At 46.7% G+C, this 13,671-nt stretch carries 11 protein-coding genes and 1 other annotated feature; all 11 genes read left to right on the top strand.

The window, feature by feature from the left end; translation table 11 throughout:
• A complete protein-coding gene (locus ACXAEA_RS01060; protein WP_475094130.1) occupies positions 1–549 on the top strand; it encodes a UvrB/UvrC motif-containing protein in 549 nt (182 codons plus the stop codon).
• Between the two features lie 2 nt (positions 550–551).
• Entirely contained in the window at positions 552–1,634 is a 1,083-nt protein-coding gene (locus tag ACXAEA_RS01055) for a protein arginine kinase (RefSeq protein ID WP_475094129.1), read from the top strand.
• Positions 1,635–1,638: 4 nt separating this feature from the next.
• Entirely contained in the window at positions 1,639–4,077 is a 2,439-nt protein-coding gene (gene clpC, locus ACXAEA_RS01050; RefSeq protein WP_475094128.1) for an ATP-dependent protease ATP-binding subunit ClpC, read from the top strand.
• 165 nt (positions 4,078–4,242) lie between these two features.
• On the top strand, positions 4,243–5,622 hold the full coding sequence (gene radA / locus ACXAEA_RS01045; RefSeq protein WP_475094127.1) for a DNA repair protein RadA: 1,380 nt from the start codon (positions 4,243–4,245) through the stop codon (positions 5,620–5,622).
• A gap of 4 nt (positions 5,623–5,626) precedes the next feature.
• Positions 5,627–6,700, top strand: a complete 1,074-nt coding sequence (disA, locus tag ACXAEA_RS01040; RefSeq protein ID WP_475094126.1) for a DNA integrity scanning diadenylate cyclase DisA — start codon at positions 5,627–5,629, stop codon at positions 6,698–6,700.
• Positions 6,701–6,960: 260 nt separating this feature from the next.
• Positions 6,961–8,046 (top strand): PIN/TRAM domain-containing protein, encoded by a 1,086-nt coding sequence (locus tag ACXAEA_RS01035; RefSeq protein ID WP_475094125.1) that lies wholly within the window; start codon positions 6,961–6,963, stop codon positions 8,044–8,046.
• Between the two features lie 133 nt (positions 8,047–8,179).
• Positions 8,180–8,875: a 2-C-methyl-D-erythritol 4-phosphate cytidylyltransferase gene (gene ispD, locus ACXAEA_RS01030; protein ID WP_475094124.1), complete on the top strand. Its 696-nt coding sequence runs from the start codon at positions 8,180–8,182 to the stop codon at positions 8,873–8,875.
• 227 nt (positions 8,876–9,102) lie between these two features.
• The gene (gene ispF / locus ACXAEA_RS01025) at positions 9,103–9,585 is read left to right on the top strand and encodes a 2-C-methyl-D-erythritol 2,4-cyclodiphosphate synthase (protein WP_475094123.1); all 483 of its coding nucleotides are present in this window, start codon (positions 9,103–9,105) and stop codon (positions 9,583–9,585) included.
• A gap of 95 nt (positions 9,586–9,680) precedes the next feature.
• Entirely contained in the window at positions 9,681–11,138 is a 1,458-nt protein-coding gene (gene gltX / locus ACXAEA_RS01020; RefSeq protein ID WP_475094122.1) for a glutamate--tRNA ligase, read from the top strand.
• 68 nt (positions 11,139–11,206) lie between these two features.
• Positions 11,207–11,445 (top strand) — a binding site (T-box leader).
• 149 nt (positions 11,446–11,594) lie between these two features.
• On the top strand, positions 11,595–12,281 hold the full coding sequence (cysE, locus tag ACXAEA_RS01015) for a serine O-acetyltransferase (RefSeq protein ID WP_475094121.1): 687 nt from the start codon (positions 11,595–11,597) through the stop codon (positions 12,279–12,281).
• Positions 12,271–13,668, top strand: coding sequence for a cysteine--tRNA ligase (cysS, locus tag ACXAEA_RS01010; protein ID WP_475094120.1), 1,398 nt, complete (start codon positions 12,271–12,273; stop codon positions 13,666–13,668). The genes cysE and cysS overlap by 11 nt, the downstream gene beginning before the upstream one ends.
• Positions 13,669–13,671: the final 3 nt, after the last annotated feature.

The raw sequence follows: 13,671 nt of genomic DNA, 5'->3' as shown, positions 1-13,671 counted from the left end.
ATGATCTGCCAAGAATGTAATCAAAGGCCGGCAACGCTGCACTTCACGAATTTTTCAAACGGCGAAAAAATGGAAATGCATTTGTGTGAAAAATGCGCACAAGAAAAAGGCGACATGTTTATGATGAACAACGGACCTGGTTTTTCGATCAATAGCTTGCTTGCCGGATTGTTGAATATGGAATCTGCTTTTCCGGAGCAGAAAAAGGAAGCTTTACAAACTGAACAGGTCCTTCAATGCCCGCAGTGTTCCATGACGTTTCCACAGTTTGTGAAAGTAGGAAGGTTTGGCTGTGCAACTTGCTATGATGCATTCCGCGGCCAGTTGAATCCCATTGTAAGGAGGCTCCATAGCGGTAATTTCACGCATATTGGAAAGATTCCTAAGAGAATTGGCGGAGATCTTCAATTAAGGAAGACGATTGATGATTTAAAGCAAACTCTGAGAAGTTTAATTTCCCAGGAGGAGTTTGAGAAGGCTGCAGAGACCAGGGACCAGATCAGGGGACTGGAAAAGAAATTATCAGAGAAGCAAGAGGGAGGGGAGTAGCCTTGTCATTGGAGAAGTTCATCAGTCAGGCTGTAAGCTCCTGGATGAGTGATGATGGTCCTGATTCTGATATCGTCCTCAGCTCTCGCATCCGGTTCGCACGGAATCTGGATGAATATAATTTTCCGACTCTGTTCACAAATGGAGAGGCTGAGGCTGTCATTGGCACGATTATGGAGCGTGCCGAAAACACATCCATACCTAAATTTGGGCAGCTGGAACTGATAAAGATGGATGAAATCCCGCCACTGCAAAAACGGGTACTTGTTGAGAAACATTTAATAAGTCCCAATCTAGCTGAAAACTCGATCCATGGCGCAGTCCTTTTAACTGATAATGAAGAGATCAGCATCATGATCAATGAGGAGGACCATGTCAGGATACAATGCTTGTTCCCGGGATTCCAGCTCAGTGAAGCTTTGAAGGCTGCCAATGAAATTGATGACTGGCTTGAGGAATATGTCAATTATGCGTTTGATGAGAAGTTCGGCTATTTGACCAGCTGTCCCACGAATGCAGGAACGGGGTTACGGGCATCGGTGATGATGCACCTCCCCGGACTCGTACTGACACAGCAGATGAACCGGATTGTGCCAGCGATTAACCAGCTTGGTTTAGTGGTAAGAGGGATATACGGCGAAGGCAGTGAGGCACTCGGTAATATTTTTCAAATATCCAACCAGATAACGCTTGGCAAATCAGAAGAGGATATTGTTGAAGATTTGAAGAGTGTAGTAAACCAGATAATATCTCAGGAAAGGTCAGCTCGTGAAGCATTAGCGAAGACTTCGAACATACAATTAGAAGACAGAGTGTTTCGTTCATACGGAATACTTGCCAACAGCAGGATCATCGAGACGAAAGAAGCTGCGCGTTGTTTGTCCGATCTAAGACTTGGGATAGATATGGGTTTTATAAAAGATATTTCAAAATCAATATTGAATGAACTGATGATTTTAACTCAACCAGGTTTTTTGCAGCAGTATGCGGGCGGACCGCTAAGGCCGAATGAGAGGGATATCCGCAGAGCTGCTTTTATAAGAGAACGATTGAACATGGAATCAAAAGAAGAGTCAGGAGGATGATCTTATGATGTTTGGACGATTTACAGAGAGAGCACAAAAAGTATTGGCACTCGCACAGGAAGAGGCGATCCGCCTCGGACATAACAATATCGGTACAGAACACATCTTACTTGGCCTTGTACGTGAAGGAGAAGGCATTGCAGCGAAGGCACTATACGGTTTGGGACTGGGAGCAGAGAAAATCCAGAAGGAAGTGGAGAACCTGATTGGCCGCGGCCAGGAAACGTCCCAGACAATCCATTATACGCCAAGGGCAAAAAAGGTCATCGAGCTTTCCATGGATGAAGCGAGGAAATTGGGCCACTCTTATGTGGGCACAGAACATATCCTTCTTGGCTTGATCCGTGAGGGTGAGGGCGTAGCTGCAAGAGTCCTTAACAACCTTGGAGTCAGCCTGAACAAAGCACGCCAGCAGGTTCTGCAGCTTTTAGGAAGCAATGAAACTTCAGGACATCAAGGAGGCGGTGCGGCCAATGCTAATACTCCGACACTTGATAGCCTTGCAAGGGACCTGACGGCAATTGCAAGGGAAGGAAGCCTTGATCCGGTCATCGGCCGCAGCAAGGAAATCCAGCGTGTGATTGAAGTACTTAGCCGCCGCACAAAGAACAACCCAGTATTGATCGGGGAGCCTGGTGTTGGTAAAACGGCGATTGCTGAAGGATTGGCACAGCAGATCGTGAATAATGAAGTACCGGAAATCCTTCGGGATAAACGTGTCATGACGCTTGATATGGGAACAGTTGTTGCGGGTACCAAATACCGCGGTGAATTTGAGGACCGGCTGAAAAAGGTAATGGATGAAATTCGCCAGGCAGGAAATATCATTCTTTTCATCGATGAGCTTCATACATTGATTGGTGCAGGTGGAGCTGAGGGTGCGATTGACGCTTCCAATATCCTGAAGCCGTCACTTGCCCGCGGAGAGCTTCAATGTATCGGGGCAACAACATTGGATGAGTATCGCAAATACATTGAGAAAGATGCTGCATTAGAAAGGCGCTTCCAGCCGATTACAGTGGATGAGCCGACTGCAGAGGAATCCGTTCAAATTTTAAAGGGGCTTCGTGACCGCTATGAAGCTCACCACAGAGTGTCGATTACGGATGCAGCGATTGAAGCTGCGGTAAAATTATCAGACCGCTATATCTCAGACCGTTTCCTTCCCGATAAAGCGATTGACTTGATTGATGAAGCTGGTTCGAAGGTGCGTCTGCGTTCCTATACAACTCCGCCGAACCTTAAAGAGCTTGAGGTGAAGCTTGAGGAAGTGCGCAAGGAAAAGGATGCTTCCGTACAAAGCCAGGAATTTGAAAAGGCTGCATCTTTGAGAGACACTGAACAGCGCCTGCGTGAGCAGCTTGAAAATACGAAGAAAACGTGGAAAGAAAAACAGGGCCAGGAAAACAGCGAAGTTACTGTGGAAGACATTGCAAATGTTGTCTCCAGCTGGACGAATATCCCTGTTTCGAAACTGGCACAGACTGAAACGGATAAGCTGTTGAACCTTGAACAGCTCCTTCATTCACGTGTCATTGGCCAGGAAGAAGCTGTCAAGGCGGTTGCCAAGGCAGTAAGGCGTGCGCGTGCCGGACTGAAGGATCCTAAGCGCCCGATCGGTTCATTCATTTTCCTTGGACCGACAGGAGTTGGTAAAACCGAATTGGCCAGAGCGCTTGCCGAGTCCATGTTTGGAGATGAAGATGCGATGATCCGCGTCGATATGTCTGAATACATGGAGAAGCATTCGACTTCCCGACTTGTTGGATCTCCTCCAGGATATGTAGGTTATGATGAGGGTGGCCAATTGACTGAAAAAGTCCGCAGAAAGCCATATTCGGTTATCCTGCTTGATGAAATTGAAAAGGCACATCCAGATGTGTTCAATATTTTACTTCAAGTCCTAGAGGATGGCCGTTTGACTGACTCAAAAGGACGTACTGTCGATTTCCGCAATACCATCATGATCCTGACATCAAACGTTGGGGCAGAAGCGTTGAAGCGCAACAAATATGTTGGCTTCAATATCCAGGATGGAGCCCAGGATTACAAAGATATGAAGGGCAAAGTAATGGAGGAGCTTAAGAAGGCGTTCCGTCCAGAGTTCCTTAACCGTATCGATGAAATCATTGTCTTCCATGCTCTTGAAAAGCCGCACCTGAAGGAAATCGTGACATTGATGTCCGATCAGCTGGTGAAACGTTTAAGGGAACAGGAGATCACGCTCGATTTGACAGACGCGGCGAAAGACAAAATTTCCGAGGAAGGCTACGATCCAGAATACGGAGCGCGTCCGTTGCGCAGAGCAATCCAAAAGCATATCGAAGACCAGCTGTCTGAAGAATTGCTTAAAGGAACCGTCCTCACTGGGCAAAACGTCGTCATTGATGTTGAGAATGGCGAGTTTGTCGTCAAGACACCAGAAGGAACAGCAAAGTCCTAATATTGCCAAACACCTAAAATCAAGGGGTATACGTAGTAGATACGTGTACCTCTTTTTTTCTAAAAAAATTTACATAAATTCTTCAGTTGTAAACATTTCTTTTATTGATAGTTTGGCTTTATTATAAAGATAATTACTTTTTTTAAGAGATGCGAGGCTAGAAAAATGGCAAAAAGAAAAACGAAGTTCATGTGCCAGGAATGCGGCTATGAATCACCGAAATGGATGGGGAAATGTCCCGGCTGCGGGCAATGGAACAAGATGGTGGAGGAAGTGGAAAGCACCGGTTCGACAAGAAGGGGAGCTTTTGCAAATACGGGGAATACAGGCGTTGCTGCTAAAGCAACTCCGATCACAACGATTGAAACGATGAGCGAACCGCGCATTACAACGGATTTGAATGAGTTGAACCGCGTGCTTGGAGGCGGTGTTGTAAGGGGGTCGCTAGTACTGATAGGCGGGGACCCTGGTATCGGAAAATCGACACTTTTGCTCCAGGTGTCTTACCAGCTGGCGAAGAAGGCTCATTCTGTCCTTTATATTTCAGGTGAGGAATCAATGAGGCAAACAAAGCTGCGGGCAGACCGACTTGGCGTGACATCAGAAAACCTGCTTGTTTATTCGGAAACAAACTTGCATGAAATCAGCCTGACAATTGAAAATACCAATCCGGATTTTGTCATCGTCGACTCAATCCAGACGATATTCCATCCGGAGGTGACCTCCGCACCGGGAAGTGTATCTCAGGTAAGGGAATGTACAGCGGAGCTTATGAGAATCGCGAAAACAAATGGGATCGCTATTTTTATCGTCGGACATGTCACAAAAGAAGGGTCGATTGCCGGTCCAAGGCTGCTTGAACATATGGTGGACACTGTTCTCTATTTCGAGGGCGAGAGGCACCATACATATCGAATCCTCAGGGCTGTTAAAAACCGTTTCGGATCGACGAATGAAATGGGGATTTTCGAGATGAAGGAAGCCGGACTTGAGGAAGTGGCAAATCCTTCTGAAATCTTTTTGGAAGAACGATCTCAGGGAGCATCAGGTTCGACTGTCGTGGCATCAATGGAAGGCACACGGCCTGTACTGGTCGAAATCCAGGCATTGATTTCGCCGACGAGCTTCGGGAACCCAAGGCGGATGGCTACAGGAATTGACCATAACCGGGTGTCTCTGCTGATGGCAGTGCTTGAAAAACGTGTCGGCCTGCTGCTGGCGAACCAGGATGCTTACTTGAAGGTAGCCGGCGGTGTTAAGTTAGATGAGCCTGCCATCGATTTGGCGGTGGCAGTCAGCATTGCGTCCAGCTTCAGGGATAAACCGACCCGAGCATCTGATTGTATCATTGGCGAGGTTGGCCTGACAGGAGAAGTCAGGCGGGTCTCGAGGATTGAACAACGTGTCCAGGAAGCGGCGAAGCTTGGCTTTGAAAGAATTATTTTACCGGAAAATAACCTGGGCGGATGGACTCCTCCAAGCGGAGTAGAACTGATTGGCGTCTCATCTGTCAGCCATGCACTTAAAGTCACCTTAGGGGGTTGATGGATTGGATCATAAAGAGCTTGAAGAAAAAGGGTTGGGCGAGATCCTTCAGTTTATCGCTCCGGGTACGCCTCTAAGAGATGGAATCGATAATGTCCTCCGGGCCAATACAGGAGGACTGATCGTTTTTGGTTACAATGATAAGGTTAAAAGCCTTGTTGATGGCGGCTTTGAAATCAATTGCAGGTTCAGCCCGAGCTTTTTATATGAACTGGCAAAAATGGATGGTGCGATTATCCTGAATGACACAGGCAGTAAGATATTATTTGCAAATGCCCAGCTTGCACCGGATACTGGCGTTCCATCTACTGAAACAGGGATGAGGCACAGAACGGCGGAGCGGGTGGCGAGGCAGACGAAGGCGCTGGTCATCGCGATTTCCCAGCGCAGGAATGTCATTACCTTGTACCAGGGAAACCTTCGATATGCCTTGAAGGATATCGGTGTCATCTTGACGAAAGCCAATCAGGCGATCCAGACACTTGAAAAATATAAGGTCGTCCTCGGGCAGAGCATTACCAATCTTGGAATTTTGGAATTCGAGGAGCTGGTTACCTATAATGATATTCTCCAGGTCATCCACCGCTTTGAAATGGTGCTTCGAATCAAAACGGAACTGCTCACGTATTTGAGTGAGCTGGGAATGGAAGGGCGGCTCATCCGCCTGCAAATGCAAGAGCTTTTAGCTGAAATGGAAAAGGAAGCACTGCTTGTCATCAAGGATTATTCTGCAGAACCTGATGTGAAGGCAGACCAGGTGATGGCCCGTTTCCAGGAGCTTTCCAAGTCTGGAGTCATCGAGGATTCAACGATTCTAAAATTGCTGGGGCATCATGGTTACGTCCATATGGATGAATTCATCTGTCCTCGAGGGTACAGGATGCTGAATAAGATTCCGCGCCTGCCGATGATCATCATCGAAAATATGATCAAGCGGTACGATAAACTGACCAATATGGTTTCGGCTACGGTGGAAGAGCTTGATGACGTGGAGGGCATTGGAGAAGTAAGGGCCCGGAAAATAAAAGAAGGATTCAAGCTCATAAAGGATCAGCTGATGGCAGACCGCCAGATGTAGACTACCATCACGGCGGGCTGCTTATAAATTGACACCTCCATGCCCCGATGCTACGTTTAAGATGTGATTTACTCCTATAAGGATTATGGCAATCTTGTGTATCATAATTAAAATTGGACAAAAAGCGTAACCTTTGCCATGGTTTAAACGTATATTCCTTTGGGTGCAAAAAAAATGATGAGTTTTAAGTGAAAATTGTTACCTTGTGCAGGGTTTCAAAATTTGGAAGTTGTTTATAATGAGTAAAAGGAGGTGAAAGGATGTTAAGACGTATCATTCAAGCCTGCTTCCTGATCATTGGGGGAACGCTTGGTATATTCTTAATTCCTGATTTATTATCTTTAATGAACATGGGAGATATGACTCTCATCAATAATCCTTATGTAACGGCTGTATTAGGCGCACTTATTTTTTATCTTCTTACTTTTTGGGCTGTAGATTATGTGACCAATTTCGTGAAGTGGGCTGAAGAATCGTTGATCAAAGCGCCAATTACCGATGTTATTTTCGGCAGTGTCGGCCTTTTCTTCGGTTTGCTGGTGGCCTTCCTGGTTGGCTTTGCTCTGAATGCGATCCAGGTGCCGGTTGTGAATACAGTTGCTCCGACGCTTCTTACCCTGTTATTTGGTTATCTTGGGTTCCAGGTCGGCTTCAAAAAGCGAGATGAGCTGCTTGGGCTGTTTTCACGTCCAAAGAAAAAGGGTGCAGAAGAAGAGTCTGAAAAAGAAGAGCGTGCAAGAGAGTGGAAAATCCTTGATACAAGTGTGATTATTGATGGCAGGGTCGCAGATATCTGCCAGACAGGATTCCTTGAAGGGATCATCGTCATCCCGCAATTTGTACTTGAAGAACTTCAGCATATCGCGGATTCATCTGATGTTCTCAAGCGAAACCGCGGTCGACGCGGATTGGACATCCTTAATCGTATCCAGAAGGAGCTTAAGATTAAGGTTGAGATTTACGAAGGTGATTTTGACGACATCCAGGAAGTGGACAGCAAGCTTGTGAAGCTGGCAAAGCTGACAAATGGAGTCGTAGTGACGAATGATTTTAACCTGAACAAGGTCTGTGAATTGCAAAAGGTTGCCGTATTGAATATCAATGATCTCGCGAATGCGGTTAAACCTGTCGTCCTTCCAGGGGAAGAGCTGAACATCCAGGTTATTAAGGATGGCAAGGAACATAACCAGGGTGTCGCTTATCTTGATGACGGAACGATGATCGTTGTAGAAGAAGGTCGCGATTACATTGGCAAGCGCATCGATGTGCTCGTGACAAGTGTGCTGCAGACTTCTGCAGGCCGGATGATTTTTGCGAAACCAAAGTTATTGGAGAAAGCATTATAAGTTGATTCATCCTTGATGGATCAAGCCTTTATGGGCAGTTGATTCCCCTTTTCCTTCTTGGGATCCTTGAAGGCGTGAAACCGGGGGATCGACTGCCCGTTCATCTGTAAAAAAATAGATTGGAGTTTTCATCATGCCTTACCAGGTCATTATCCCGGCAGCGGGACAGGGGAAGCGGATGAGGGCAGGGAAGAATAAGCTATTGCTCACATTGGAGGGTATTCCTGTCCTCATCCATACGTTAAAGGTGTTCGAAAGCGATGCGGAATGCTCCGGGATGATACTCGCCATCCATCCGGATGATGAGGCAGAATTTAAAACTTTATTGAAAAAGTACGGAATCAATAAGGTATCTTCGCTTGTCACCGGTGGCAAAGAGCGCCAGGACAGTGTTTATAATGGATTGATGGCAGCGGGATCTGCCGATGGCGTCGTGCTCGTTCATGACGCAGCCAGGCCTTTCATCAAAGTCGAAACGATCCATAGGCTCGTGGAAGCGGCCAATAAGGAAGGCGGCGCAATTGTTGCTGTTCCCGTCAAAGACACAATCAAAAAAGCGGTAAACGGACAGGTAAGCGAAACAGTAGAGCGTGCAAGCCTCTGGTCCGTCCAGACACCGCAGGCTTTTCGCGTATCCGTTTTGCTTGAAGCACATAACAAGGCAGCCGGAGAACAATTCCTGGGCACCGACGAATCAAGTCTTGTGGAAAGGCTTCCCCATCCCGTCAGCATCATTGAAGGAGACTATGATAATATAAAACTGACAACACCAGAAGATCTATATTTTGCCGAAGCGATCCTGCGCAAGCAGAAGGAATCGAGAGATTAATACAGTTTTTTTATAGCCTTTGTTGTAGCCTAATGTTGATTTTTTAAATCTGTTGATTGTAGTGGAAGGCGCGAAGACTCCTGCGGGATCAGCAAGTCATGGGAGACCCCGCAGGCGCCTAAAGCGCCGAGGAGGCTCCCAGACTGCCCGCGGAAAGCGAAGCGCCTGGAACGAAAATCAACAGTCTTTATCAAAAAACAGCTTAACCATAAAAGGAGTTATTCATTATGTTTCGTATTGGACAAGGATTCGATGTACATCAACTGACTGAAGGACGACCGCTGATCATCGGCGGAATCACGATTCCTTATGAAAAAGGATTGCTGGGCCACTCAGATGCGGATGTGCTTTTACATACCGTCGCAGACGCATGCCTTGGTGCGATTGGTGAAGGGGACATCGGCAGACATTTCCCTGATACCGATCCCGAGTTCAAAGATGCCGATTCTGCTAAATTACTTGAACATGTATGGAAGATTGTAAAGGAAAAAGGCTATGAGCTGGTCAACATCGACTGCACGATCATCGCACAACAGCCGAAGATGGCGCCGCATATCGGAGCGATGAGGGAAAGGATTGCCGTGTTATTGGAAGGTACGTCTGACCAGGTCAATGTTAAAGCAACCACGACAGAGAAGCTCGGGTTCCCGGGCAGAGGAGAAGGCATTGCCGCACAGGCGACAGTTCTGCTGAAGCAGGCGGACAAATAGACCTTTTTTAACCTGCAGTGGTTCAACAAGGCTCTTCCGCTTTTCCTATCGAAAATGATACAATAATGGACAGCTATATTAGAGGAGGATTCACTATGTCATCAGATATCCGTGTGCGTTACGCACCGAGTCCGACGGGGCATTTACATATCGGGAACGCCCGTACAGCATTATTCAATTATTTATTCGCGCGGAACAGGGGCGGAAAGTTCATCATCCGTATTGAAGATACAGACAAGAAGCGAAACATCGAAGGCGGAGAGCAAAGCCAGCTGAAATACCTTCAATGGCTTGGTATTGACTGGGATGAGAGCGTCGACGTCGACGGCGAGTATGGACCGTACCGACAGTCAGAACGCAATCATATTTATGAGAAATATAACCAGGAGCTTTTTGAAAAAGGTCTTGCCTACAAGTGCTATTGTACAGAGGAAGAACTTGAGGCTGAACGCGAGGAGCAGGCTGCACGCAATGAGACTCCTCACTATTCTGGACGATGCCGCAACTTGACTGCCGAGCAGCAGGAGCAGTTTGAAAAGGAAGGACGCCAGCCGAGCCTCCGTTTCAAGGTGCCTGCAGGCAAGATCATCAAGTTTGATGATATGGTAAAAGGCGAAGTAAGCTTTGAGTCCGACGGAATGGGCGACTTTGTCATCGTTAAGAAGGATGGCACGCCGACTTATAACTATGCAGTTGTACTTGACGACCATTTGATGAAGATTTCCCATGTCCTTCGCGGAGATGACCACATTTCCAATACACCGAAGCAGCTGGTGATTTATGAAGCATTCGGCTGGGAGCCGCCTGTATTTGGCCATATGACATTGATCGTTAACGAAAGCCGCAAGAAATTGAGCAAACGTGACGAATCCATCATCCAGTTCATTGAGCAGTATGAAGAGCTTGGCTATCTGCCTGAAGCTTTGTTCAATTTCATTACGCTTCTTGGCTGGTCTCCATCAGGAGAGGAAGAAATTTTCTCAAAGGATGAATTCGTCGAGATTTTCGATCCGGCAAGACTGTCAAAATCTCCTGCCCTTTTTAATCAGCAGAAGCTTGCCTGGATGAACAATCAATATATGAAAAAAGTTGAACTTGACCGAGTTGTCGAGCTTGCGCTGCCACACCTTATCAAGGCGGGCAAGGTCAGTGAAAACCGTTCGGAAGAGGAGAATGCATGGGTTCGCAGCCTTATCTCCTTGTACCATGATAAAATGAGCTTCGGTGCAGAAATCGTCGAGATGTCTGATTTATTTTTCCGCGATGAGGTAAACTACGATGAAGAAGCAAATGAGGTTCTTGCAGGCGAGCAGGTACCTGAAGTGCTGAAATCGTTCCTTGGTGAAATCGAACAGCTTGAAGAATTCAAGGCTGACGGCATCAAGGCTGCGGTCAAGGCAGTTCAAAAAGGAACAGGGCAAAAAGGCCAAAAACTGTTCATGCCGATTCGTGCGGCTGCGACTGGACAGACCCATGGACCGGACCTGATGCTTGCGATGGAACTGATCGGCAAAGAAAAGGTCATCGAAAGAGTTCAAAAACTGTTGGGCTAATAACTTTTTTAAGCAGACTAGTTAACAGATGAACAAAAATGTAATATAGTAAGAGTAATTCCATACCAACCAAAGTGTTGAAGAGGAAAAGTAGAAGGATGACGCTTATTAGAGAGAACCATCACCGGCTGAAAGTGGTTCAGGCCTCTCATTTTTTTGAAATGCGCCTCGGAGTCCCTTTGCGAAAAGGCAACGTGCCTGAGTAGTATCGGGCGGGACCTCCCGTTAATAGGTTAAAGTTGAGGCCGAACCATGATTTCAAGGTGGCCTAAACAGAGTGGAACCGCGCATATAAAGCGTCTCTGTCGTTTACGACAGGGGCGTTTTTTTATTTTGTGAGATAAGAAAGTATAAAATCACTACGAGAATTGTCTAGCTCCAGCGCCTAGCCCCTCGAGACGCTTGTCGGGGCTGACCAAGGCGCTTACACTTTTCAAAAAAAAGGGGGATTTCTCCGTGTTCAAAATGTTAAAGGAAGATATCGAGGTTGTCTTTGACCAGGACCCTTCCGCCAGAAGTGCACTGGAAGTGGTTTTAACCTACGCAGGACTGCATGCGATTTGGGCCCATCGTTTGGCGCATGCTTTCTATAAACGGAAATTTTATTTTATCGCAAGGGCGATTTCGCAAATCAGCCGCTTCTTCACGGGAGTTGAAATCCATCCTGGAGCGAAGATCGGCAGACGTTTCTTCATCGACCACGGAATGGGTGTCGTTATTGGGGAAACTTGTGAAATTGGCGACAATGTAACGGTATTCCAGGGAGTGACTCTGGGTGGAACCGGCAAGGAAAAAGGCAAGCGGCACCCGACCGTCAAGGACAATGCCCTGATTGCAACGGGTGCGAAGGTTTTAGGTTCCATCACGATTGGGGAGAATTCTAAAGTAGGTGCGGGATCGGTTGTCCTTAAGGATGTGCCGCCGAATTCCACCGTTGTAGGCATCCCGGGTAAAATTGTCATCCAGGATGGCGTCAGGATCAAAAAAGATTTGAATCATCGCGATTTGCCGGATCCGGTAGCAGATAGATGCAAAGGGATTGAAATGGAATTGGAAAGAATGAAAAACGAACTTGATTCAGTCAGATTGCAAAAAGAATTCGAGGAAGCAAAGCAAGGAAGGGGCATGGAAGATGGGAATTAAAATTTATAATACACTTACACGAAATAAAGAAGAGTTTATCCCGCTAGAAGAGGGGAAAGTGAAAATGTATGTTTGCGGACCTACCGTCTATAACTACATTCATATCGGAAATGCCCGGCCGGCCATTGTTTTCGATACGGTCCGCCGCTATCTCGAATTCCGTGGCTATGATGTCCGTTTTGTTTCGAACTTCACGGATGTCGATGATAAGCTGATTAAGGCTGCGAATGAACTGGGTGAAGATGTTCCAGCGATCGCGGAGCGCTTTATCAATGCTTATTTTGAGGATGTCCACGCTCTAGGCTGCAAAAAAGCGGATGTCCATCCAAGGGTAACCGAAACAATGGACCTGATCATTGAATTCATCAGCGCGTTGATTGATAAAGGGTATGCGTACGAGTCTGGCGGGGATGTATATTTCCGCACGAGGGAGTTCAATGGTTACGGAAAGCTTTCGCACCAATCCATTGAAGAGCTTAAAGTTGGTGCAAGAATCCAGGTGGGCGAAAAGAAGCAGGACGCACTTGACTTCGTACTTTGGAAGACAGCGAAAGAGGGCGAGATTTCCTGGGATAGCCCGTGGGGCAAAGGACGCCCGGGCTGGCACATCGAGTGCTCGGCAATGGTTCGCGAATACCTCGGCGATACAATCGATATCCATGCCGGCGGCCAGGACCTGGCATTCCCGCATCACGAAAATGAAATCGCCCAGTCAGAGGCAATGACAGGCAAGACGTTTGCCCGCTACTGGATGCATAACGGATATATCAATATCGATAATGAAAAGATGTCGAAGTCTCTGGGGAACTTCATCACTGTCCACGACATCATCAAAAAGCATGACCCGCAGGTTTTAAGATTTTTCATGCTGTCCGTGCATTACCGAAATCCAATCAATTACAGCGAGGAACTGCTTGAAAATACAAAGGCTGCCTTCGAGCGCCTGAAAACTTCATACCAGAACCTGAAGCACCGCATGGAAGCCAGCGCTGAGCTGACGGACAACAATCAGGAATGGCTTGATAAAATTACAGCATTGCATGAGCAATTCATCAAGGATATGGATGACGACTTCAATACAGCAAATGGTGTGTCCGTTTTATTTGACCTATCTAAACTATCCAACCTGTATTTGATGGAAAAAAATACATCTGTGGAAGTCATCAAGGCATTCATGAATGAATTCGAAGCATTGTTCGATGTCCTGGGACTATCATTGAAGAACGAAGACTTGCTTGATGAGGAAATCGAAGCATTGATCGAAAAAAGGACTCAGGCGCGCAAGGAGCGAAACTTCAAGCTGGCTGATGAAATCCGCGACCAGCTGAAGGATATGAACATCATCATTGAAGATACTCCACAAGGCATCAGATGGAAAAGAGGCTAAATG

The sequence above is a fragment of the Mesobacillus sp. ABV4_180 genome (genome assembly GCF_056158485.1).
Note: the sequence above shows the minus strand (reverse complement) of the source record. Positions and strands in the feature narration are given on the sequence as shown.